Genomic DNA, 25,298 nt, shown 5'->3' on the forward strand with positions numbered 1-25,298 from the left:
TGCTTATAAATTCCGTATATAACTTATAAGTGGCAATATCGATTCTTTATTTATAAAATCAGCCTTTTTTCCGTAGCTTGCCAGCATCTCTTTGTCTTCCTCCGTCAAAGAATCCTGGTCTTTTTTTGCGGTCATCTTGCAGACAAAAGCCATCATTGACCGATGTATGGGACTGAGTTTAGAATAATCCATGGCCCCGCGTAAATGGAAAACTTTGATCTTATCCTTCATTTCTTCGGTAAGATCCTTATACAGGCTCTTTTTAATATGATCCGTATTAACTGTATCGGAAGGATCAGCCAGACCGCAGGTAAAAAGTATCAGATTCTTGTCGGAGAACTTAGAAAAGTTCTTTGTCAATAACTTAATCCCGTTGACACCCCCGGCATACAGGCCGCCACCTAAAATGATGGTATCATATGGTAAAAGATCACCCGCCTTTATATCTTTACCTTCAAACAGATCACAGGATAATTCCCCGGCGATCCATTCTGCATATTTTCTGGTCGCTCCGTATTTTGATTGATATACTACCGCAATCTTCTTCATAACAGGCTCCTCCTATATTCTTTATCTATGACAAACCTATGTATTCCCAATCGTTTTATACATCAATCAAAAAATGACAGCGCTTCTGTTTTAAAACTGTCCCAATTAACGCAAAAACCCCCAGGCTGCTCCTGAAGGTTTTTACTATGACCTATCCGAGAATCGAACTCGGGTTTCCGCCGTGAGAGGGCGGCGTCTTGACCGCTTGACCAATAGGCCATTTACAGCATATTATTGATACAGAATCGAGGCGACAAGATTCGAACTTGCGACCTCTGCGTCCCGAACGCAGCGCTCTACCAAACTGAGCCACGCCTCGATTACGTTAGGTAGTATAATACAAATCCCAGCGGATGTCAACCTTATTTTCAAAATTTTTTTATTATTTTAAAATTCTGGAAAAATTTCAAAAAATTTCTGTTACTATCTTGTCCGGAAAAGTCCCGGGCTTCAGAAGGGGTCTTATCCCCCTCTGTCAGCCCAGGTCAAATAAGGACAGCTGATTGGATTCCGGGAGTTCAAAAAGAAGTCCTAAATCTCCCATCAGATCACAGACGGTCTTGCTGACCTTTGTCCTGTTTCTGAAATCTTCCCTTGATAGGAACGCTCCATCTTTCACCGAATCCACGACGGCATCAGCCGCTTTTTCACCCAATCCGTCAATGCTGCTTAAGGACGGCATCAGTTTGTCGTCAATGATCTGGAAATGCCTTGCCTTTGCCCGGTAAATATCGATGGGCATAAAGTCATACCCTCTGGCATACATCTCCTGTACGATTCTCATATCCCTTAGTGTATCCTGCTCTTTTTTTGAAAGAGTGTCGATCCGCTTCCTATAGTCAGCCAGATAATATTCCAGCTTATCCCGTCCCTGGCACATCAGCTCATAACTGAAGCCATTGGCACGAATACTAAAGAAGGAGGCATAATAAGCCAGAGGATAAAACACCTTGCAATAGGCAATACGCCAGGCCATCATAACATAGGCGGCAGCATGGGCCTTAGGGAACATGTACTTGATCTTTTTACAAGACCAGATATACCAGTCCGGAACTCCGTGGGCGGTCATCTCCTCCTCCCACTCTTTCTTTAACCCTTTTCCCTTTCGGACGCTCTCCATAATAGAAAAGGACAGTCCCTCTTCGATTCCCATTGATATTAAATAGACCATGATATCGTCACGGGTACAGATTGCCGTCTGAATGGTAGCCTTTCCCTCCTGGATCAGGGCCTGGGCGTTACCCAGCCACACATCCGTACCATGGGCAAGGCCGGCAATACGTACCAGGTCAGAGAAATACTTGGGCTGCGTGTCAATTAACATCTGCATGGCAAAGTCCGTACCAAACTCCGGAACCCCAAGGGCTCCAAGCTTACATCCTCCAATATCCTCCGGCGTGATTTTTAAGGCTGAGGTGTCCTGAAACAGCGACATGACCTCCTTGCTGTCAAGAGGAATATCCTTTACCGGATCAAAACCAATCAGATCCTGAAGCATACGGATCATGGTAGGATCATCGTGCCCCAGAATATCAAGCTTCAGTAAGTTATGGTCAATGGAATGGTAATCAAAATGGGTGGTTACCGTCATGGTGGTCATATCATTGGCAGGCCGCTGAACCGGAGTAAAGGAATAGATCTCCTCTCCATGAGGAAGTACAATAATTCCACCCGGATGCTGTCCGGTGGTTCTTCTGACCCCAACACAGCCTTGCACGATCCGGCTGATCTCACAATTCCGCTTTCTTACCCCATGCTCTTCATAATAATTTTTTACATAACCAAAGGCAGTCTTATCTGCCAGAGTACCAATGGTCCCTGCCCGGAACGTCTGGCCTTTGCCAAAAATAACCTCGGTATAGTCATGAGCCTTACTTTGATACTCACCGGAGAAGTTTAAGTCAATATCCGGCTCCTTGTCCCCCTTAAAGCCCAGGAAGGTTTCAAAGGGAATATCAAATCCGTCTTTTGCCAGTGGAAGTCCGCACACCGGGCAAACCTTATCCGGCATATCACATCCCGCCATACCGGAGAACTGTTTAACTTCCTCTGAATCAAAATCATAATAATGACAGGACGCACAATAATAATGTGGGCTTAAGGAGTTTACCTCCGTAATTCCTGACAGATAAGCTACAAAGGAAGAACCGACAGAGCCTCGGGAGCCTACCAGATACCCATCCTCATTGGATTTCCAAACCAGCTTCTGGGCAATGATATACATAACCGCAAACCCATTGGATATGATGGAATGAAGCTCTCTCTCCAGCCGCTCCGTAACGATTGTCGGAAGGGTTTCACCGTAAATGGCATAGGCCCTGTCATAACAGATTTTTCTTAAGTCTTCATCGGAATTCTCAATGACGGGAGCACATTTATCCGGACGTACCGGAGAGATCTTTTCACACATGTCGGCAATTTTTCTTGTGTTTTTTATTACTACCTCTTCCGCCTTATTTGGCCCCAGGTATCCAAATTCTTTCAGCATTTCCTCTGTGGTACGCAAGTACAAAGGCGCCTGATCGTCGGAATCCTTAAAGCCCTGGCCGGTCATAATGATCCTTCGGTAAACCTCATCCTCCGGATCCAGAAAGTGAACATCACAAGTGGCACAAACCGGCTTACCAAACTGCTCTCCAAGGCTTACGATCCTTTTGTTAATGTCGATCAAGTCCTGTTCCGACTTTATTGAACTTTTCTCATCCCTAAGCATAAAGGCATTGTTTCCCAAGGGCTGTATTTCCAAATAGTCATAAAAGTGAACCAGTTTTGCAACCTCTGCGTCGGAAACGCCACGAAGAAGGGCCTGATACAGTTCCCCTGCTTCACAGGCGGAGCCTACGATCAGTCCTTCCCGATATTTATTCAGAACACTTTTGGGAATCCTGGGTCTTCTGGCATAATAATTAATGTGGGAATAAGAGATCAAACGGTAAAGGTTTACCCTTCCCACATCATTGGAAGCCAATATGATCACATGATAGGTAGGAAGCTTTTTAATCATATCCGCCGTCATGGTACTTAGACCATTAAGCTCGTCAAGGGTTTCCACACCCCGTTCCCGGATCATTCTCACAAATGCCACGAATATTTCAGCCGTACAACCTGCATCGTCTACCGCTCTGTGATGGTTCTCCAGGGAAATATTAAGCGCCTTTGCAACCGTATCCAGCTTATAGCGGTTAAGCTTCGGAAGGAGAAGCCTTGCAAGCGCCACCGTATCAATAACTGTAGGATCAAAGGCCAGGTTAAGCCTGGATGCATTATAGGCGATAAAGCCCACATCAAAGGATGCATTATGAGCTACCAGGACCGAATCCCCGCAAAACTCCAGAAACTGCGGCAGTATTTCATCGATTTTAGGGAAAGGAAGAACCATATTGTCATTGATGCCTGTAAGCTGCTCGATCTCAAAAGGAATGGGCACATCAGGATTTACAAAAGAGCTGAATTTATCCGTAATGATCCCATTAATTACCTTTACCGCTCCGATTTCGATGATCCGGTTCCTGGAAGAACTAAACCCTGTTGTCTCGATATCGAATACAACATAGGAATCCGATAAGCCCTGGTTTCTGGAATTTTCCACTAACTGCTTTAAATCATCTACCAGATATCCTTCCACGCCATAGATCAGCTTAAAGGGATCTCCTTTATCCAGAGCATGATTGGCATCCGGGAAGGCCTGGACACAGCCGTGATCGGTTATGGCTATCGCAGGCATTCCCCATCGCTTTGCCCGTTTTACGATATCCTTGACCTCTGATACGCCATCCATATCGCTCATTTTTGTATGGCAATGGAGCTCCACCCTCTTTTCAAGGCTGTTATCCACCCTCTTCCCGGTAAAGTCCTCGGATTTCTTGATTCCAACCACTGATCCGAGAGTCAGCTCACCGTCAAATTTATCAATGGTGGTAACACCCTTGATGCGTATAAAGCTTCCCTGTACCACTGCTGCTTTTAAATCATCAATCTGCTCTTCCCTGGCAAACATTTTCACCGTGATCGTATCTGTAAAATCCGTCACATCAAAGATCATGATGGTCTTCTGGCTTCTCAGTTCTCTGCTGTCCACAGTTAAAATCTTGCCTCTGATGGCAACTTCCCCGATCTCACCATCAATCTTTTCAATCTCTATGATTTCCCCGTCAAAGTCACGTCCGTACAATACATCCGGATTGTCTGAACGGCGTCCGTAGGAGCCGCTGCCCTTCTTAAAGTCCTTCCACTCCTTTTTCCCGGAATCTGAATCGCCGGTCTTAGCAGCTTCCTTCTTCCCTCCCATACGCAGTGCGGGCGCAGGAGCCTTAGAAGCCTGGTCTGCTGGAGCAAAAGCCGTATATTCTGCAGTCAGGGCATCCAAAGAAATGCCATCTGCCATGGAAGGACCGCCAGCTCCCTCACCGGTCCCGGCACCATACTCAATCTGGTCTTCATCATTCTTTATCGCAAAGGAGGTACGGCTTACAATTTCCGCTACCTCCCGCTGCATCTGAAGCTCTTTTTGTTTTGCCAGCTCGTTTTCCTTGGGTTCCACATATTCATACTGGACCTCTACCGGCAAGCTGCACCGTTCCTGGAAAATCTTTTCCAGAACCCGTTTTAAGTCCCCGGCCTTTTCATGGGTAACTATGGTATCCTCCACCGTCATCTTAAGAAGATCCGGTTCAGGAAACTGGAATTCCGCCTTACGGAACATGTTATATTCAATAATGCTGTAATTTTTAAGTTCCATTAAAAGGCTTTCCTTATAGGCTTTTAATAGCTTCTGAGGCGTATACTGGCCCGATAAACGGAACCGTTCGATAATCTTTATGGTAATCCGCTTGGAAGGAAAAAGCTGGTCCTTGATCCCCTTTTCCAGCCCGTAAATATTTTGTTTATGTATAAGTCTCGGGCTCATGAGGTAAATGCGAATAGAGCTTCTATCCCTGCCTAAAGCGACCTTCTCCACTTCCACCAGATTTAAAAGCTCCCTTAATTCCTCTGTAATATGTAAACTTGGAAAAACCTCCAAAAATCTTTTTGACATTCTATCACCTATTGCATCTTCATAAGCTCTTCCTTTAGGGCCTGAAGCAGTTCATCTTCCGGTACCTTACGGATAATCTCTCCTTTTTTCATCAAGAGGCCTTCTCCGATTCCTCCTGCAATTCCAAGATCTGCTTCCCTGGCTTCTCCCGGTCCATTTACTACGCAGCCCATAACAGCTACCTTAATATCCAGATGGTCGAATTCCGAAACCAGTTTTTCCACCTGGTTTGCCAAAGAGATCAGATCGATCCTGGTCCTTCCGCAGGTCGGGCAGGATACCACTTCCACACCGCCTTTTCTTAAACCAAGTGTCTTTAAAATCAGCTTTGCGGTCTTCACTTCCTCCACCGGGTCTCCTGTTAAAGATACACGGATGGTATCTCCGATTCCTTCATGAAGAATGATTCCCAGACCCACCGAGGATTTGATTGTCCCGGAGACATAAGTGCCTGCTTCGGTTATTCCTACATGAAGAGGATAATCCGACCGCCTGGCAATCAGTTCATGGGCTTTTACGCACATGAGCACATTGGAAGATTTAATACTGATGACAAGATTTTCATATCCCAGTTCCTCAATCATCCGTACCTTTTGAAGAGCGCTTTCCACAATACCTTCTGCAGTCACTCCACCGTATTTTTCTATCAGATTCTTTTCAAGGGAACCACTGTTTACACCTACCCGGATGGGAATATCATATTCCCTGGCCTTTTCCACAACCGCCCGGACCCGGTCGGCCGAACCGATATTCCCTGGGTTAATCCGGATCTTATCCGCTCCGGATTCTATGGAAGCGATGGCCAGCCGGTAATCAAAGTGAATATCCGCTACCAGTGGAATGGAGATCTGCTTCTTTATCTGCTTTAAGGCAGCCGCCGCTTCCATGTCCGGCACTGCAACCCGGATGATATCGCAGCCAGCCTCTGTCAGAGCTTTAATCTGACCTACTGTCGCATTCACATCCTGCGTTTTCGTATTGCACATAGACTGGATCAGAACCGGATTTCCTCCGCCGATCACCCTGTCTCCAATGCGGATAACTCTTGTTTTCTCTCTGCTCATACGTTCCTCCATTCTGCATATACCTCAAAACCGGAAGCAACCCGCTGCGCGAGTTCCATCCGGTTATAGCGGAAGACGTCAAGTGAACATGCATGCATATTCTTTTGACACCCGCCTGAGTAATTATGGTTTTCTCACGTAAACCTGCTGATATCGTTAAATACCACAAAAATCATGAGGGCCATAAGAGCTGCCATGCTGATTAAATTAACCAGGCCCTCCTTTTCCGGATCCATACGCTTGCCTCTGATGGCTTCAATTATCAGAAACAAAAGCCTCCCCCCATCAAGGGCGGGGATCGGAAGAAGATTCATAACGCCTAAGTTTGCGCTCAGCAGGATACACATGCTGATCACATTCATAAGTGCCGCTACAACGCTGACTGTAAGCCCAGCCTTAACAGAATCATCAATCATGACCACAATGCCCACCGGACCGCTTAAATCATTAACACTGGCCTTACCGGTAAAGAGCATGCCAAGGCTTTTAACTGTCAGCTTTACATCGTATTTCATTTCCATATAACCATATTTTACCAGCTCACCAAAAGAGGCGGCCTTTTTATTCTCCGGAGCAATGATAATACCAATCAGATATTTCCCGGTTTCCTTTGAGTACTGTGGATTAACGGAAACAGAATGAATGCTTTCAGCTCCGGTCGTTGGATCCATTCTGGAATATTCCACAAGATTCATCTTTTCCTCAGGCTTTAAAAGCTTATAAAGAATGTAATCCCGATACATGGATACACTTTCCCCATTGATCCGAAGCAGCTTATCTCCCGGCTGGATTCCTGCCTCATAAGCAGGCGAATTTTCTGTTACTTCCTTTATATAGGTCGTATCATATCCGTTCAGCCCTACGAGAATAACAGCCAGGAAAAAGGCTAAAATAAAATTAAAGATAGGACCGGCTGCAATTACTGACATCCGGGCAGGAATCGATTTGTTCTGGAATGCCCGCTCATCGGGATTTTCCTCATCTTCTCCCAGCATCATACAGGAACCGCCCAAAGGCAGCGCCTTTATAGAATAAATAGTCTCACCTTTTTTAAAACGGACCAACCTTGGCCCCATGCCGATTGAAAACTCAACCACCGCGATTCCGTTCATTTTTGCGAATAAAAAATGCCCTAATTCATGAATTAATACGATCAGCCCAAAAACCAGAATCGCTACGATAACGCTGGACAATTTACCACCTGCTTTCTATATATTCATAAGCTGCAGCCTCTGCTTCAAGAATTTCCTCTACTGTTGGATTCTCTTTTACAGTATGCCCGTTCATAGCTCCCTCTATCATATCAGTTATGGTTGGATATGAAATTTCTCTGTTTAAAAATTTGGCAACTGCCCGTTCATTGGCAGCATTGAAAACAGTTGGAAGAGTTCCGCCTTTTTTTCCGGCAATATATGCCAATTTTAAACCAGGAAAATTTACCATATCCGGTTTTTCAAAAGTTATTTGATTCATGGTCCAGAAATCCAGACGATCTCCGGGAAGATATCTCCTCTCCGGATAGAAAAGAGCATACTGGATCGGAAGCTTCATATCAGGCGTTCCAAGCTGGGCCATGACAGCTCCATCCTCAAACTCCACCATGGAATGAATCACACTCTTAGGCTGGATCACCACTTCTACCTGGTCCATATCCACGCCAAAAAGCCATTTTGCTTCCATTACTTCCAGGCCTTTATTGACCATAGTGGAGGAATCAATGGTAATTTTCCTGCCCATAGACCAGTTGGGATGATTTAACGCATCCTCCACCTGCACAGACTCCAGCTCTTTTCTGGTTTTTCCCCGGAAAGGACCGCCGGACGCTGTCAAAAGGATCTTATGTATGGCTTTTTTATCTTCCCCGTTTAAGCACTGATAAATAGCACTGTGCTCGCTGTCCACAGGGAGAATCCTCACTCCTTGTTCCTTTGCTAAAGGCATAATAATATGTCCGGCAGTTACAAGGGTTTCCTTGTTGGCAAGAGCAATGTCCTTTCCCGCCTCAATGGCTGCGATGGTAGGACGGATTCCTATCATTCCAACGATGGCAGTGACCACAATTTCAGCAGAGCTTTCTGTGGCAGCTTCAATAAGGCCTTCCATTCCTGAAACAATGCGGACCGGCAAATCCTTTACCGAAGCCGCCAGTTCCCTGGCCCTATCTTCTCTCCATACGCATGCTAACTTTGGATGAAATTTTCTGATTTGCTCCTCTAACAGGCGGATGTTACTGCCTGCCGCCAAGGCGGTTATTTCTATATCTTTTTGATTTTCAGCCACCTCCAGAGTTTGTTTCCCGACGGATCCCGTTGAACCCAGGATTGCTATTTTCCTCATCTTATGCTGCTTACTCCTTTTCTTTTCCAATTTATCAATTTATTTAGCAAAATAATCTTTTAACGTAAAAATGTTACTGCAAAATAAATGGCAGGCGCCGTAAAGAGCATACTGTCAAAACGGTCCAGAATTCCCCCATGGCCCGGAATCAATTTTCCATAATCCTTAACCTTATGATTGCGTTTGATTGCAGATGCAGCCAGATCCCCAACCTGGGAGATTACCGCGCCAATGGCACAAGCCAGTCCACAGGCTGCCTGCGGATTGCGTAACTCTGTCATGGATCCTCCAAAAAGAGTTGCATAAAGAATACCAAGAAGAGCTGCGCCGGCCACTCCGCCGATTGCCCCTTCTATGGACTTTTTAGGGCTGAGTACAGGAGCCAGCCTGTGCTTTCCTATAAGCATACCCACGCAATAAGCACAGGTATCACACCCCCATGAGCTTAAAAATACCAGCCACACCAGATATTTCCCGTCTGCCATGGCACGGACCTGATAAAGATAGGACAGCATGACTGTAACATAAAAAACTCCAAAAAAGGCCACCGTTACCTCTTCCATCTGATACCTTGGAAAGGCAAATACATAAATACTCATAAGGGTCATCAAAAATGCGATGGACATGAGCATCATAAACTGCTCTCCATGAAACCACAGCAGCCCATAATAGGACAAGGCTGTTAAATATCCCATATATCCCAATGGGTTTTTCTGTATCTTCATCACGCGATACAACTCAAACAAACCAATCATAGATATGGAAAGGGTTGTGGCAAAAAGCAATACTCCCCCGCTTCCAACTGTAAAAAGAGCTATGATAACGAGAATGACTCCGCTTATCAGTCTGGTTGTAAACATGGTGTTTCCTCCCTCCGAATCACTTCACTCCCCCAAATCTTCGTTCCCTACTATTGTACGCAGCAATTGCCTTTTTCATTTCATCCATATTAAAATCAGGCCAAAAGCAATCCGTAACATAGAGTTCCGTATAGGCCAGCTGCCACAGCAGATAATTGGAAAGCCGCAGTTCCCCGCTGGTGCGTATAAGAAGATCCGGGTCCGGAAGTCCTTCCGTGTCCAGATAAGAAGAAAAAACTTCTTCCGTCATATTCTCCGGCAAAAGCTTTCCTTCTGCCGAATCCTTCATGAGTTTCCTTGCAGCACGAACAATCTCATCACGGCCGCCGTAATTAACAGCAATAATAAAGGTAAGACCTGTATTATCTTTCGTCTCTTCCACCAGCTTACCGATTCCCTCTATAATATCCTGGTCAAACCGATCCTTATCACCGATCATCTTTACACGCACATTATTGGCTTTGGCGATCTTCAAAAGCCTGACCATATAATAGCGGAACAGCTGCATTAAGGCTCCCACTTCATCTGTGGTACGTTTCCAGTTTTCCGTTGAAAAACCATAAACCGTCAGATACTTTATTCCAAGCCTTGCTGCATCCTCTACCGTTCTTTCTACGGTCACGCATCCTTCTTTATGGCCCACGCTTCTTGGAAGCCCACGTTTTTTTGCCCATCTGCCATTGCCATCCAATATAATAGCCACATGCTCCGGAATCACCATATTCTCATTCATTTTGTCCATATAATGCCGCTCCTTTTAAAACAGAATAAAGAGTCTTTAAAGCAGACTCTTGCGCAAGAGCGCGGTTCTTTAGCAACCATACTTCCTTAGCGCAGAGTGCGCATCCTAGCGGAGCGCGTTTTTATTATCAGGGAATTCCAGAGAAATCTCCTGATATATAAAACAGGACAGGCATAATGCCTGCCCTTGTTAAAGATTTTTATACAGTAAGAAGATCCTTTGACTTTTCTTCAATCATTTTGTCTACCTGGGCGATCATCTTGTCTGTCAGCTTCTGAATCTTGTCTTCAGCCTCTGCCTGTTCATCTTCAGAAATTTCCTCTGCCTTTAACTGCTTTTTAAATAAGTCATTGGCATCACGGCGGATGTTACGGATAGCGACCTTGGAAGCCTCTCCTTTTTTCTTAACATCCTTAACCAGATCCTTTCTGCGTTCCTCCGTAAGCTCCGGAAATACAAGGCGGATTATATTGCCGTCATTCGTTGGGTTGATTCCCAGTTCAGAAGTGAGAATTGCTTTTTCAATTGCCTTTAACAGACTCTTCTCCCATGGCTGGATCACAATCATACGGGCTTCCGGAATAGAAATGTTGCCCACCTGCTGGATAGGAGTCGGTGTACCATAATAATCCACTCTTATTTTATCCAGAACATGCGGGTTGGCACGTCCTGCGCGGATTGTCATATAGTCATTCTCCAGCGCTTTTAATGTCTTGTTCATCTTGTCTTCGTAAACCTGTAAACTTTCCTGCATATCGTCCTCCTGGTTTATGCGGTAACTATGGTACCGTTTATTTTTCCCTGCATTGCATTGGCAATGCCATCTTTTTCATTTAAACTAAATACCGCAAGGGGCATTTTATTTTCCATACACATGATGGAAGCCGTTAAATCAATGACACCAAGCTGCTTCTCGATGACCTCCTGAATGGAAATCTTCTCATATTTAACAGCATTGGGATTTGTCTTCGGATCACTGTCATATACACCGTCAATGGATTTTGCCAGTAAAATATAATCTGCCTCCATTTCAATGGCGCGAAGCGCAATGCCTGTATCGGTTGAAAAATAAGGATGGCCTGTTCCTCCGGCAAAAAATACAACTTTACCCTCATCAAAATATCGGTTAGCCCTATCCTTGGAAAAAAGTTCTGTCATGGAACCACACTCAAACGGGGTTAGTATCTGTGTACTCATCCCGGCATTACGGAAAATCTCTGAAACATAAATGCAGTTCATTATTGTAGCAAGCATACCAATCTGATCCGCCTTAGGACGGTCAATGGCATCGCTGGTTCTGCCTCTCCAGAAGTTACCTCCGCCAATGACAATGCCTACTTCGACACCTGCATCTACGGATATTTTAACCTGCCGTGCGACCTCCTTAACAGTCGCTTCGTCAAAGCCCGTCTTATTCGCACCAGCAAGAGCTTCGCCACTAAGCTTTAATAATACACGTCTTGGATTCATAGCCTTAACTCTCCTGTACTTTTGTATTGTCTTAGGAGATTATAACATACTTTCGTAGGGTTGGAAAGAGGAAGTTTGCAGGCGGGGAATAAAGACCGGGCAAAAGCAAAGCACCCGGAAAATAATTCCCGGATGCTTCTAAAATTCAGATAATCCTTACTACTCCATGGTAGCATACTGGAAGAACCAGTATCCGTATGGTGAATACCATGTACCCTTTAACTTAGGATCCTGTAACCACGGCTGGCTGTAATAAGCAACCGGAGCTATAGCGGAATCCTCTAAAATCATATTCTCTGCTTCGTGCAGCAATGCATAGTGCTTTGCAACATCAGAAGTTGAGTTTGCTTCATCAAGCTTCTTATCAACTTCAGGGTTATTGTACTTACCATCGTTATTACCGCTGGTAGACTTAAATAAATTCAGCATATTGGATGGGTCGTCATAGTCTAATAACCAGCCGTTACGTGCAATCTGGAAATCTCCTGCACGACGGGTAGGTGTAAAGGTAGACCATTCAACGATCTTAATGTCCATATTAACTCCCAGTGCTTCCTTCCAGCAGCTCTGTAAATACTCAGCTAATGGTTTATGGAAAAGCTGGTCATTCGTCATGTATTCAATGGTTGGAAATCCCTGGCCATCTGGATATCCGGCTTTTGCAAGAAGCTCTTTTGCCTTAGCAATATCAGCTTCATGATCAGCTACATTAAAGAAATCGCCGCCATTATTCTTACGAGTCACGTCTTCAAAGGAAGAACCATTTTCTGCATCAGAGATGCCAGGGCCAACGAAATTTGTTGACGGAGCATAAATTCCCTGCATAACAGTATTGGCAACATAATCACGGTCAATGGCAAGGCTCAAAGCTTTACGCACATCCGGGTTATTAAACGGTTCCTTTTGGGTCTGGAAGCTTATATAATAAGTACCCATAGTAGATCCTATCTGGAAATCATCGGTAGTTCTAAGGGTTGGTATTTCTTCCGTAGGAAGGGTTTTAATCATGGATACTTCACCAGCCTGGTATGCGCTGTAAGCTGCATTGGCATCTTCCATCAGGACGAATTTTAAGGTATTTAAAGTAACCTTGCTTGCATTCCAGTAATTTTCATTCTTACCAAAGGTAATGTGAGAACCTGGTACCCATTCAACCATCTTTAAAGGACCATTGCTCACATAGGTCTCCGGCTTTAAGGTCCACTGATCGCCATTTGCCTCAATTGTAGCCTTCTGTACAGGAACCATGGATGCATGAGTGATCAGCTTTGAGAAATATACACAGGGAACAGACAGCTCAACCACAAAGGTTTTATCATCAGGAGCGGAAACAGCCAGAGCATCCAGATTGCCTGATGCTGCGTCTTCATATCCCTTTACATAGCCCAGCATATCTCCTGCATACGGAGCTGCCGTATTAGGATCAGCAAGTCTCTTCCATGAATATACAAAATCTTCGGCTGTCAGCGGTGTGCCATCGCTCCACTTTAAGCCATCACGGAGATGGAAGGTATAGGTAAGGCCATCCTCAGATACATCAAAAGATTCAGCCTGACCGCCCACAATCTTGTTCTCTGGGTCAACGATCATCAGTGGTTCATACGCATGAACAATAATATTGGCACCATCTGCAGCGCTGTTCAGTGCCGGATCAATGGTCTCGGGATTTGGACCAACCTGCACTGCAAGATCAAGTGCTGTAGAAGTTCCATTGGCGGGAGCTGTTGTTTCGCTGTTAGCCTCCCCAGCTTTTGTGGTGTCAGAACCCGCTTTCGTGCCAGCAGTATTATTTCCGCCGCAAGCGGAAAGAATCATACCGGAGGCCATAACGGCAGCTAACACAAGTGACATTTTTTTCATAGACCGTCCTCCTAATAAAAAATTATATTCGATCAACGCAATAACGCTTTAACCAGTTACTGCAGCGACTTATTCTTTAGCATAACATAAAATCAGAAAAATAGCAATGAGAAAATGGTTTATTAGATAAGAATGCAGTTAATGGGATATTCGCAATCCGCAAGTATGTCCCAACCAGCCATTTATGCCTTTCCGTGATTGAAACGTAGGACTTATCTGATGAGGTTAAATAAAAAAATCACCCAGAAAAATTCCTGGGTGATTTGAAAATAACAGACTTTTTACTCCATGGTAGCAAACTGGAAGAACCAGTATCCATACGGAGAATACCATGTACCCTTTAACTTAGAATCCTGTAACCAGAATTCATTCCGGTAATTAAGCGGTGCAATGGCTGCATCGTTAAGGATTATATTTTCTGCTTCATGAAGCTTCTCATAGTGCTCTTTAACATCAGCTGTGGAGTTGGCTTCATTAAGCAGCTTGTCAAGCTCCGGATTATTGTACAAAGCATTATTGTTGCCGCTTGTAGACATCATCAGGTTTAAAAGATTGGAAGGATCATCATAATCAAGACTCCAGGCATCACGGGCAATCTGATAATCTCCTGCACGGCGGGTAGGTGTAAAAGTAGCCCACTCAAGGATCTTAATGTCTACGTTAATGCCAAGTGCTTCCTTCCAGCAGCTCTGCAAGTATTCTGCTACCGGTTTGTTATAGCCTGCATCATTGGTCATATACTCAACAACAGGGAAGCCTTTTCCGTCTGGATATCCTGCCTTTGCAAGAAGCTCTTTCGCTTTTGCAACATCTGATTCATAATTTTCAATATTAAAGAAGTCGCCGCCGTTGTTCTTGCGTGTTACATCCTCAAAGAAGGTTCCGCCTTCTGCATCAGAAACACCACGTGGAACGAAGTTAGCCGCAGGAGCACCAATTCCCTGCATAACGGTATTAGCCAAATAATCGCGGTCAATGGCAAGGCTTAAAGCTCTACGCACGTCCGGATTATTAAATGGCTCCTTCTGGTTCTGGAAATCTATATAGGAAATACCCATGCCTGGCTCTACATGGAACTCTTCTGTTCCCTTAAGAGCTGGGATCTCCTCTGTAGGTACATCCTTAATCATAGACACTTCTCCGGTCTGATAAGCGCTGTAAGCCGCATTGGCATCTTCCATCAGGACGAATTTTAAAGTATTTAAAGTAATCTTATCTGCATTCCAATAATTTTCATTTTTTGCAAAAGTAATATGGGAGCCTGGAACCCACTCAATCATCTTTAACGGTCCGTTGGAGATGTAAGTGTCAGGCTTTAAGCACCACTGATCCCCAGCTGCATCTACAACTGCCTGCTGTACAGGAACCATGGATGCATGAGTAACCAGCTTTGAAAAATACACGCATGGAGCAGATAATTCTACTACGAGAGTCTTATCATCAGAAGCGGATACGCCAAGGGCATCCAGATTTCCGGCAGCAGCCTCTTCATAGCCTTTTACATAGCCCAGCATATCTGCAGCATAAGGAGCTGCTGTATTAGGATCTGCCAGTCTCTTCCAGGAATACACAAAGTCATTGGCTGTAAGGGGCGTACCATCACTCCACTTCAAGCCATCACGAAGATGGAAGGTATAGGTAAGTCCATCCTCAGAAACATCGAAGGATTCCGCCTGACCGCCTACAATTTTGTTCTCTGAATCTACGATCAGCAGAGACTCAAAGGCATGTACGATCACATTAGCACCATCAGCCGCGCTATTTAAAGCGGGATCAATGGTTTCCGGGTTTGGACCGACCTGAACTGCAAGGTCAAGACCTCCTGATGATTCTCCTCCTGGGGTAGTTGCCTCCCCGTTGGCTGCATTGGTTGTACCGCCTGCAGATGGACCAGCCGATTTATTACCGCCGCAAGCGGAAAGGATCATGCCGGTTGCCATAACAGCAGCCAATACAAGTGACATTTTTTTCATAAATTCCCTCCTATAGATATATTTAATCGGCACAGCAATACGTCCATCGTCTGTTGTGCCGATTCTCTCTCAGCATAGCATAAAAACTATTAAATGGCAATGAAAATCAATTTACCTTTTCCAGATGGTGACATGCAGCGTAATGACCGGAAGAAACCTCTCTCCACTCCGGCTCCTGGGCAGCACAAAGTTCATCCGCATAAGGACACCGTGTACGGAAGCGGCAGCCGGATGGCGGATTTACCGGGCTTGGTACATCCCCTTCCAGAACGATTCTCTTAGATTTACGGCTGGTTTCCGGATCCGCAATCGGGATGGCAGAAATCAGGCTCTTAGTATATGGGTGCACACTGTGGAAGGTCAGTTCATAGCTGTCTGCAAGCTCTACCATTTTTCCTAAATACATAACTCCGATCCGGTTGGAAATGTGTTTCACAATGGAAAGGTCATGTGCAATAAACAGATAGGTCAGTCCCAGTTCTTCCTGAAGCTGTTCAAACATATTGACAACCTGTGCCTGAATGGAAACATCCAGAGCCGATACCGGCTCGTCACAGACGATGAACTGAGGGTTCACTGCCAGAGCACGTGCAATACCCACACGCTGACGCTGTCCGCCGGAAAATTCATGAGGGTAACGGTTTGCATGCTCTGAATTAAGTCCTACTGTTGACAGAACAGAAATGATCTGGTCCTGACGATCCTTTTTATTAGAAGCAAGATGATGGATGTCAATCGCCTCGCCGATAATATCACCAACGGTCATACGGGGATCCAGGCTGGCATAGGGATCCTGGAACACGATCTGCATCTTTCGGCGGTAAGGGAGCATGTTTACCTTGGTAATATCCTCACCGTCAAAGAAAATCTTTCCTGCGGTAGGCTCATATAGCCGGAGCAAAGTACGGCCTGTGGTGGTTTTTCCGCATCCGGATTCTCCAACCAGTCCCAGAGTCTCGCCCTTTTTAATTCCAAAAGAAACGTTATCTACTGCTTTTACGACTTTTTTCTCAAATAACTTGCCTCCGGCAACAGGGAAATACTGCTGTAAATTCTGCACCTCTACAAGATTTTTATTTTCCATCATGCATCTCCCTTCTGTGCCTGTTCATACTCCTGCTTCTGAAGCAGCCAGCAGGCACTATAATGAATATCGGATATATCCGTATACGGCGGCATTTCACGCAGGCAAATCTTCATGCAGGCGCGGCATCTGGGCGCAAAAGGACAGCCAGCCGGCGGATTTAACATATCCACAGGGCTTCCTTCAATAGGAACCAGCTTATTGTGCTCTTTTTCCGTAAGCTTAGGAATGCTTCGGATCAGGCCTTTTGTATATTCGTGGCTTGGATTATAAAAAATATCATCCGTATTGCCGTATTCTACTACTTTTCCTGCATACATAACTGCAATTCGGTCGCACATGTTCGCAACCACACCCAGGTCATGAGTGATCATGATGATCGCCATACCTAGCTTTTCTTTCAGTTCCATCATCAGTTCCAGAATCTGTGCCTGAATGGTTACATCCAGAGCGGTAGTCGGTTCATCTGCGATCAAAAGCTTTGGCTCACATGCAAGAGCAATGGCAATCATGATACGCTGGCGCATACCACCGGACAGCTCGTGAGGATACTGCTTCAGACGCTTATCAGGCTCATTGATCCCTACCAGGGTCAGAAGCTCCCTTGCTCTGTCATTCGCCTGTTGTTTATTTTTATTTGTATGAAGCATGATCACTTCAGTGATCTGGTTTCCAACTGTGTAAACCGGATTCAAGCTGGTCATGGGATCCTGGAAAATAATAGAGATTTCGTTTCCACGGATCTTTCTCATTTCCTTCTCTGTCATTTTTTCAATCTGGTGGCCGTTAAACTGAAGGGATCCATCAATCAAGCGTCCAGGATAAGCCGTAAGTCCCATAAGGCTGTAGGCTGTTACAGACTTACCGGAACCGGACTCACCTACAATGCCAAGAACCTCTCCTTCACGAAGATGAAGGGATACATCATTAAGAGCCTTAACTTCTCCAGCCGGTGTAAAGAAGGAAAGACGTTCATTTTCAATATTAACCAAATATTCGTTCATCGAATCTCTCCTCCTTAATCTTTCAGCTTTGGATCGAATGCGTCACGCAGACCATCGCCCAACAGGTTGAAACTTAGAATAATGATAGAAATCATAAGAGCCGGTGCAAACAAACGATGCGGATAGCTTTGCAGACCATTTAACGCAGCGCTTGCAAGGCTTCCCAAAGAAGGCATGGGCGCAGCAACGCCAAGGCCAAGGAAGCTTAAAAAGCTCTCCGTAAAAATTGAGGATGGTATCTGCAGGGTAGTCGTTACAATTAAGGTACCAATACAGTTTGTAAGTAAATGCTTCTTAATGATATGACCGCTGGAAGCTCCAAGGGCCCTTGCCGCAGTTACATATTCCTGCTCTTTTAAAATCAGGATCTGGCTTCGTACGATACGTGCCATACCTACCCAGTAAAGCAGGGCAAATACAACAAAGATACTGATTAAGTTAACACCAATGACCTGGATCCACTGAAAACCAGGCCTTTGAGACAAGGCTTTTAGAGGCTGGTCAAATGCAACGGATAGCAATACGATAATCAAAATATCAGGTACTGTATAAATCATATCAACAATACGCATCATAATCATATCCACCCAGCCGCCGAAAAAGCCTGCGATGGAACCGTAAAGGGATCCGATGAGTAAAATGATACAGGAAGCGATTAAACCGACCATCAGGGAAACACGGCTTCCCATCATGACACGGACCGCATAGTCACGACCCAGGTTATCCGTTCCTAAAATATGAGGAAATACTTTCTCTCCTGATTCTATAGCAGTCAGTTCTTTTTCAGAATACTGCATGGGAGCAAGATTTTCACTTCCACGGATCTGCTGTTCATACCTATATGGGTAAAATTGAGGGACTAAAAAAGACAAAATAAATACAACAATGATAACAGCAAGGCTGATCATTGAAATCTTATTCTTTTTAAGGCGTCTGATTCCATCCTTCCAAAATCCAACGCTCTTACGCATGACTGTCAGGCTTTCTTTTTCTGCATCACTTGCCGGGAGAAAGTCTTCTACATTAAGCTGTAATGATAATTTATTCTTTGGCATTTCTTTCTCCTTTCCCTTACTTCAGATTAATTCGCGGATCGATGAATTTATAAGCAACGTCGACCAGCACATTCATGATAACCATTAAAGTAGCAAGGAAGATCGTAGTACCCATGATAAGAGGATAGTCACGTCCTGTAATGGAACCAATGAATTCTGATCCCAGGCCCGGAATCGTAAATATCTTTTCAACAATAAAACTTCCTGTTACGGTATAGGCCAAAAGCGGTCCTAAATATGTAACAACCGGAAGAATGGCGTTACGAAGTGCATGCTTAAAGATGCTGACCATCTGGGAAAGCCCTTTGGCACGGGCTGTTCTCATGTAATCCTGTCCCATAACATCCAACATGGAAGAACGCATCAGACGTGCGATATAGGAGGACGGATAGAATGAAAGAGCCATGACAGGCATAATGTAGTTTTTCCACGATGCCAGTCCAAACGTAGGCAAAAGTCCCAGCTTTAGACTCAAAATATACATTAAAATAGTACAGACAACAAAACTTGGTACTGCAATACCGCATGTACTGAAGATAATAATAATATTATCAACTGCAGTTCCGCGCTTGAATGCAGCAATACTGCCTAATGGAACTCCAACGAGAACAGCGGTCAGAATTGCAATTCCGCCGATCTTTGCAGATACAGGAAATTTTGTTTCAATGATCATGTTTACCGTACGGCCGCGCTGTTTTACGCTTAATCCTAAATTGCCGTGAAGCAAATCCTTCATATAAGTAATATACTGTTCGCTTAACGGTTTATCCAGGCCGTACTTTTCATTAAGGGCCGCCTGGGCCTGTGGGCTTATGGCCTTCTCTGACATGAATGGGCCTCCTGGAACCATATTCATGACAAAGAAAGTAACCGTTGCAACAGCAAAGATGGTTACGATCGCCATAGCGATACGCTTTATAATATATTTAGCCACTTTCCTCAACTCCTTTGGTATAGTGATGTCCGTCAGTTATGGAAACATCTGTCAATGGTAAACGGACACTGTTTTAAAAGAAAAATCCCATGGATACCCATGGGATTCCCCCCAGAATCCTGCTACAAGATTACTGCATCTGCCTAGCAACTTCTTCTGCAAAGTTCTCTTCCTTCTTCTCAAGACCTTCACCAGTCTCAAAGCGTACGAACTTTTTCACATCTACCTTACCGCCGACTTCCTTGGAAACCTGCTCCAAGTACTTTCCAACAGTTAAATCTCCATCTTTTACATAAGCCTGGTCTACCAGACAGAATTCTTTTAATTCTTTGTTTAAACGGCCTACAATCATCTTTTCAAGAATGTTATCTGGCTTATCCGGATTCTCATTCTTAGCCTGAACTTTTAAGATTTCCATTTCATGATCAATGAAATCCTGAGGAATTTCATCTCTCTTCACATACTTTGGTGTTAATGCAGCGATCTGCATGGCAATATTCTTTAAAGCTTCCTTTACAGTGTCATTCACTACTTCTGCATCAGCTTCAATCAATACACCGATTCTTCCGCCGCCGTGGATGTAATCAACAACGACTCCGCCGGAAACGATCTTCTCATATCTTCTGATGTTCATATTTTCCCCGATCACTGCGATCTGGCTGGATAATGCCTGGGCAACGGTTAAGGAGCTGTCCTGTTTCCAAGCCTCTGCAAGGAATCCATCCATATCTGCCGCCTGGGAAGTAAGTGCCTGAGCTGCAACATCAGCAACATAGTTCTGGAACTGAGCATTCTTTGCAACAAAGTCTGTCTCACTGTTTACTTCTACGATAGCTGCAGACTTTCCGTCTTCTGAAACAACTGTGGTAACGATACCTTCTGCTGCAATTCTTCCTGCCTTCTTAGAAGCAGCTGCAAGTCCTTTTTCTCTTAAGAACTCTACTGCTTTGTCCATATCACCGTCTGTTTCCGCAAGAGCTTTCTTGCAATCCATCATGCCCGCGCCGGTCATCTCTCTTAATTCTTTTACCATTCCAGCTGTAACTGCTGCCATTTGTTTTCCCTCCATCAATTGATTTCATCGTTATTGCCCATGCTTTCGGGGCATAAAGATATGCCCGCAGGGCGTTCATTTAATCTTTGATATTTTCAAAGGCCGTTTTATTCACAGGAAACTTTTTCCAGTAAAAAAAGCTTCGACCCGCTTCTCAAAGCAGGTCGAAGCATTCAATCGCCTGAATAATTAAGCCTCTACAGTCTCTTCTGTTTCCTGAGCTGCTTCTGCTTCTTCTGCTACTGCCTCGCCCTGGTTTGCTTCGATTACTGCGTCTGCCATCTTGGATACAATTAATTTTACGGCTCTTATCGCATCATCATTACCTGGAATCACGAAGTCAAGTTCTTCAGGATCACAGTTTGTATCAGCGATACCAATTAACGGAATTCCCAGTGTATGAGCTTCCTGAACGCAGATTCTTTCTTTCTTTGGATCTACAACGAAAATCGCATCCGGAATCTTCTTCATATCTTTGATTCCGCCTAAGTTCTTCTCTAATTTCTCCCACTCTTTCTTAAGAGCAATAACTTCTTTCTTAGGAAGAACTTCAAATGTGCCGTCCTGGGACATGGTCTCGATCTGCTTTAATCTTGCTACTCTGGACTGGATTGTCTTAAAGTTTGTAAGCATACCGCCAAGCCATCTTTCATTAACAAAATACATACCACAACGCTCTGCCTCAGATTTGATGGCATCCTGAGCCTGCTTCTTTGTTCCTACGAAAAGGATCTTGCCGCCTTCAGCTGCAATATCAGAAACTGCCTTGTAAGCCTCATCTACCTTAACTACAGACTTCTGTAAGTCAATGATATAGATGCCGTTTCTCTCTGTGTAAATGTATGGAGCCATCTTAGGGTTCCATCTTCTTGTCTGATGACCGAAGTGTACGCCAGCTTCTAAAAGCTGCTTCATTGAAATAACGCTCATGTTACTACCTCCATTTGGTTTTACTTCCGCCCGCTTCTTATGCTTCCAAGGAGACCGGTATCCGGCACCATCCTCTGGAATCCGCAGACGTGTTTTTTATCAGCTTAGCCAGTATAGCATATCTTTTTATACGATGCAAGTATTTTTTTACATTTTGTGTTCAAATTAAACATAACCTACCATATTTTGTGTACAGATGAAACAATTGGATATACAAGCATATTCAACTGATTCATAAATTCAGGTCTGAATGGTTTTTCCTTAACCTTCCATATAAAAAAGAGCAGCTTTCACTCTGCTCCTTTTTCTTCTGACAATGGCTTTATATATCTTTGATATCCCGGCGCTCCGGTATATTTTTAATGGTTCCGGCTTTAATGGTTTTCAATTCATCAAACACCACATCGTTCAATACCTTAATATAAGTTCCCTTCATACCTGAGGATCTGGATTCAATCACTCCAGCACTTTCAAACTTCCGAAGGGCATTGACAATGACGGAACGGGTAATCCCTACACGGTCAGCAATCTTGCTGGCTACCAGGATTCCCTCATTGCCATCCAATTCCTCAAAGATATGAGTAATGGCCTCTAATTCGGAAAAAGACAAGGTGCTGATCGCAGATTTGACAATCTGCACTTTTCTGGTTTCCTCCGCATTCTCTTCATTAACAGACCGCATCATTTCAAGTCCTACCACCGTTGTACCATATTCACTTAAAATGATGTCATCGATATCGTATTGAGAATCGGATTTATAAATGAACAGGGTTCCTAATCTTTCCCCTGCAATATCAATCGGTGTGATGATAGCTTGGTATTTTCTGATATTGTCACCAGTGAAACCCAGCGTTTCCAAATTAACATTCTCCTTTGTTGATAATATGCTGAGCAAACGCTCATTTAACATTGTATCAACATAACCGCCAACCTGGTCCGCGATCAGCTCCTGAATCTCCTCGATGTCCGGTGTCAGGCCTATGCCCAGCACCTTTCCCTTCTTGCTGATCACAAGAATATTCGAATTCAGGATCTCGGTCAGCACTTCACAGATATCGTTAAATACAACCTTATGCGAATTATTGTTATGCAATAATTTGTTAATTTTTCTAGTTTTGTCCAACAACTGTACGCTCATAGCCGAAAACCTCCTTAAGAATTTATGTGAAAAACTAAAATACACCTCTAATGATTAAATATTAACATTATTATTTTCAAATAACAATAGTTTTTTGAAGATTTTCGATTTTCTTAATAATTATTCTTTTTCCTATTTGTCAGTGCTATATCCACATTGCTCATTGGAGCAAAGTAATTTGTTTCCCTTTTCAACCATATAAGCTCCGCACTTGGGACAGGCTTTGGTGGAAGGCTTCTGCCAGGACATGAAATCACACTCAGGATTTGCCTCACAGCCATAATAAATTCTGCCCTTTTTGGTTTTCTTTATTACTACCTCTTTTCCGCATTTCGGACAAGGCACACCGACTTTTTCAAGGTAAGGCTTTGTATTCTTACATTCCGGAAATCCGGGACAAGCCAGGAATTTACCATGAGGACCGTACTTTATAACCATGTTCCGGCCGCACACTTCACAAATCTCATCCGTCACTTCATCAGCGATGGTCACAGATTCCAATTCCACAAGAGCCTTGTCTACCGCTTCTTTTAAATCGGGATAGAAGTTTCTCACAACAGTCTTCCACGGAACAGAACCATCTCCCACTTTATCAAGAAGGTACTCCAAATTGGCGGTGAACGTAATATCAACGATACTTGGGAAGCTTTGCTTCATCATGCTGTTTACTACTTCGCCAAGCTCCGTCACATAAAGATTTTTATTTTCCTTTGCCACATACCGTCTGGCAATAATGGTTGTGATGGTGGGAGCATAAGTACTTGGGCGTCCTATCCCCTGTTCTTCCATAGCCTTTACAAGAGATGCCTCCGTAAAGTGCGCCGGCGGCTGAGTAAAATGCTGTCCGCTCTCAAGTTTATCCAGTTTCAGGATGCTGCCCTTTTCCAGATTTCCAAGCAATACATTGGTATCTTCCTTTTCATCTTCCTGAACATATACGGACATAAAACCATCAAAGGACAGTTTGGAAGCGGAAAGTGTGAAGACATAGCTTCCTGCCCCCACTTTGACTGAAGTAGTCGCATAAACGGCAGACTGCATTCTGCTGGCTGTAAATCGTTTCCAGATCAACTGGTAAAGCCTGAATAAATCCCGCTGCAGGGATTCTTTTACAATAACCGGCGTAAGAGCAATATCCGTAGGACGGATCGCCTCGTGGGCATCCTGGATCTTTGCATTGCTTTTTTTCGCCTGTTCCCCATTTGCTACGTACTGGCTGCCGTACTGCTTTCCAATATATTCTCTCGCCGCAGTATCTGCTTCCTCTGCGATCCTGGTGGAATCGGTTCTCAAATAGGTGATAAGACCCACGGTCCCATGTCCTGCTACCTCCACACCTTCATACAGCTGCTGAGCAAGACGCATGGTCTTCTGGGTTGAAAAGTTAAGTACCTTAGATGCTTCCTGCTGAAGGGTACTGGTAGTAAATGGTATGGGAGCCTTTTTAACTCTTTCCCCATTTTTAACTTCCTCCACTTGATACGTCTGATTTTCAAGACCTTTCAGTATCTTATCCAGTTCTTCCTTTTTTCCAATGGCAATCTTGCCGTCTTTATCACCGTAAAATTTTGCGGTCAAAGGCTTTTTGCTTCCTTCCTGCTTTAAAACGGCTTCCAGGTTCCAGTACTCTTCCGGAATAAATGCATTGATTTCTTCCTCCCGGTCGCTGATCAGACGCAATGCCACCGACTGGACCCTGCCGGCACTTAAGCCTCTCTTTACCTTAGCCCAAAGGAGGGGACTGATCATATATCCAACCATACGGTCCAAAACCCTTCTGGCCTGCTGGGCATCTACCAGATTCATATCAATTGTTCTCGGGGTTTTTAAGGAAGCCTTTATCGCATTCTTTGTAATCTCGTTAAAGCTGATCCGGTATACCTGCTTATCCTTCACTTCATCAAGCTTTAAAGCCTTCATCAGATGCCAGGAAATCGCTTCTCCTTCCCGGTCAGGGTCAGTCGCAAGATAAATCTTATCGGCCTTTTTCACTTCTTTCCTAAGTTTGGCCAGAATATCCCCCTTTCCTCTGATTGTTATATATTTGGGATCAAAATCATGCTCCACATCAATTCCCATCTGGCTTTTCGGAAGATCCCTCACATGTCCGTTAGAGGCATCTACTTCATAATTCGCTCCCAGGAACTTTTTTATCGTTTTTACCTTTGCCGGTGATTCCACAATTACTAAACAGTTCGCCATACCAAAC

At 44.3% G+C, this 25,298-nt stretch carries 19 protein-coding genes and 2 tRNA genes; all 21 read right to left on the reverse strand.

All coding sequences use genetic code 11. The annotated features are described in order from the left end of the window. Positions 1 to 3: 3 nt before the first annotated feature. The 21 genes from H171_RS08950 to topA all read right to left on the reverse strand — a co-directional run bounded on the left by H171_RS08950 (position 4) and on the right by topA (position 25,291). Positions 4 to 549, reverse strand: coding sequence for a flavodoxin domain-containing protein (locus H171_RS08950; RefSeq protein WP_100304815.1), 546 nt, complete (start codon positions 547 to 549; stop codon positions 4 to 6). Between the two features lie 147 nt (positions 550 to 696). After that, positions 697 to 768 (reverse strand) — tRNA-Glu (locus H171_RS08955). A gap of 26 nt (positions 769 to 794) precedes the next feature. Further along, positions 795 to 868 (reverse strand) — tRNA-Pro (locus tag H171_RS08960). 156 nt (positions 869 to 1,024) lie between these two features. Then, a complete protein-coding gene (locus H171_RS08965; protein ID WP_100304816.1) occupies positions 1,025 to 5,584 on the reverse strand; it encodes a PolC-type DNA polymerase III in 4,560 nt (1,519 codons plus the stop codon). A gap of 8 nt (positions 5,585 to 5,592) precedes the next feature. Beyond that, complete coding sequence (gene ispG, locus H171_RS08970) at positions 5,593 to 6,648, reverse strand: flavodoxin-dependent (E)-4-hydroxy-3-methylbut-2-enyl-diphosphate synthase (RefSeq protein ID WP_100304817.1); 1,056 nt, start codon at positions 6,646 to 6,648, stop codon at positions 5,593 to 5,595. A 134-nt stretch (positions 6,649 to 6,782) separates the two neighbouring features. After that, positions 6,783 to 7,841 carry an RIP metalloprotease RseP gene (gene rseP, locus H171_RS08975; protein ID WP_100304818.1) on the reverse strand — a complete coding sequence of 353 codons (1,059 nt, stop codon included), beginning with the start codon at positions 7,839 to 7,841 and terminating at the stop codon, positions 6,783 to 6,785. A 1-nt stretch (position 7,842) separates the two neighbouring features. Then, positions 7,843 to 8,985: a 1-deoxy-D-xylulose-5-phosphate reductoisomerase gene (locus tag H171_RS08980; protein ID WP_100304819.1), complete on the reverse strand. Its 1,143-nt coding sequence runs from the start codon at positions 8,983 to 8,985 to the stop codon at positions 7,843 to 7,845. Positions 8,986 to 9,044: 59 nt separating this feature from the next. Next, positions 9,045 to 9,845: a phosphatidate cytidylyltransferase gene (locus tag H171_RS08985; protein ID WP_100304820.1), complete on the reverse strand. Its 801-nt coding sequence runs from the start codon at positions 9,843 to 9,845 to the stop codon at positions 9,045 to 9,047. 19 nt (positions 9,846 to 9,864) lie between these two features. Beyond that, complete coding sequence (locus tag H171_RS08990) at positions 9,865 to 10,587, reverse strand: isoprenyl transferase (RefSeq protein ID WP_100304821.1); 723 nt, start codon at positions 10,585 to 10,587, stop codon at positions 9,865 to 9,867. Between the two features lie 199 nt (positions 10,588 to 10,786). Further along, positions 10,787 to 11,341 (reverse strand): ribosome recycling factor, encoded by a 555-nt coding sequence (gene frr, locus H171_RS08995; RefSeq protein ID WP_100304822.1) that lies wholly within the window; start codon positions 11,339 to 11,341, stop codon positions 10,787 to 10,789. 14 nt (positions 11,342 to 11,355) lie between these two features. Next, the gene (gene pyrH, locus H171_RS09000; RefSeq protein WP_100304823.1) at positions 11,356 to 12,057 is read right to left on the reverse strand and encodes a UMP kinase; all 702 of its coding nucleotides are present in this window, start codon (positions 12,055 to 12,057) and stop codon (positions 11,356 to 11,358) included. Between the two features lie 159 nt (positions 12,058 to 12,216). After that, positions 12,217 to 13,917 (reverse strand): peptide ABC transporter substrate-binding protein, encoded by a 1,701-nt coding sequence (locus H171_RS09005; RefSeq protein WP_100304824.1) that lies wholly within the window; start codon positions 13,915 to 13,917, stop codon positions 12,217 to 12,219. Positions 13,918 to 14,198: 281 nt separating this feature from the next. After that, the gene (locus H171_RS09010) at positions 14,199 to 15,890 is read right to left on the reverse strand and encodes a peptide ABC transporter substrate-binding protein (RefSeq protein WP_100304825.1); all 1,692 of its coding nucleotides are present in this window, start codon (positions 15,888 to 15,890) and stop codon (positions 14,199 to 14,201) included. A 106-nt stretch (positions 15,891 to 15,996) separates the two neighbouring features. Continuing rightward, positions 15,997 to 16,974, reverse strand: coding sequence for an ABC transporter ATP-binding protein (locus H171_RS09015; RefSeq protein WP_334293239.1), 978 nt, complete (start codon positions 16,972 to 16,974; stop codon positions 15,997 to 15,999). After that, positions 16,974 to 17,978: an ABC transporter ATP-binding protein gene (locus tag H171_RS09020; RefSeq protein WP_100304827.1), complete on the reverse strand. Its 1,005-nt coding sequence runs from the start codon at positions 17,976 to 17,978 to the stop codon at positions 16,974 to 16,976. Before H171_RS09020 ends, H171_RS09015 begins: the two co-directional genes overlap by 1 nt. Before the next feature lie 14 nt (positions 17,979 to 17,992). Next, complete coding sequence (locus tag H171_RS09025; protein ID WP_100304828.1) at positions 17,993 to 19,033, reverse strand: ABC transporter permease; 1,041 nt, start codon at positions 19,031 to 19,033, stop codon at positions 17,993 to 17,995. 16 nt (positions 19,034 to 19,049) lie between these two features. Then, positions 19,050 to 19,967 carry an ABC transporter permease gene (locus H171_RS09030; RefSeq protein WP_100304829.1) on the reverse strand — a complete coding sequence of 306 codons (918 nt, stop codon included), beginning with the start codon at positions 19,965 to 19,967 and terminating at the stop codon, positions 19,050 to 19,052. Between the two features lie 130 nt (positions 19,968 to 20,097). After that, the gene (gene tsf, locus H171_RS09035; RefSeq protein ID WP_100304830.1) at positions 20,098 to 21,021 is read right to left on the reverse strand and encodes a translation elongation factor Ts; all 924 of its coding nucleotides are present in this window, start codon (positions 21,019 to 21,021) and stop codon (positions 20,098 to 20,100) included. Between the two features lie 189 nt (positions 21,022 to 21,210). Beyond that, positions 21,211 to 21,951, reverse strand: a complete 741-nt coding sequence (gene rpsB, locus H171_RS09040; protein ID WP_100304831.1) for a 30S ribosomal protein S2 — start codon at positions 21,949 to 21,951, stop codon at positions 21,211 to 21,213. Positions 21,952 to 22,273: 322 nt separating this feature from the next. Beyond that, positions 22,274 to 23,089 (reverse strand): GTP-sensing pleiotropic transcriptional regulator CodY, encoded by an 816-nt coding sequence (gene codY / locus H171_RS09045; RefSeq protein WP_100304832.1) that lies wholly within the window; start codon positions 23,087 to 23,089, stop codon positions 22,274 to 22,276. A 132-nt stretch (positions 23,090 to 23,221) separates the two neighbouring features. Continuing rightward, on the reverse strand, positions 23,222 to 25,291 hold the full coding sequence (gene topA, locus H171_RS09050; RefSeq protein ID WP_100304833.1) for a type I DNA topoisomerase: 2,070 nt from the start codon (positions 25,289 to 25,291) through the stop codon (positions 23,222 to 23,224). Positions 25,292 to 25,298 lie beyond the last annotated feature (7 nt).

The organism is [Clostridium] celerecrescens 18A, assembly GCF_002797975.1.
GTDB classification, from domain to species: Bacteria; Bacillota; Clostridia; order Lachnospirales; family Lachnospiraceae; genus Lacrimispora; species Lacrimispora celerecrescens.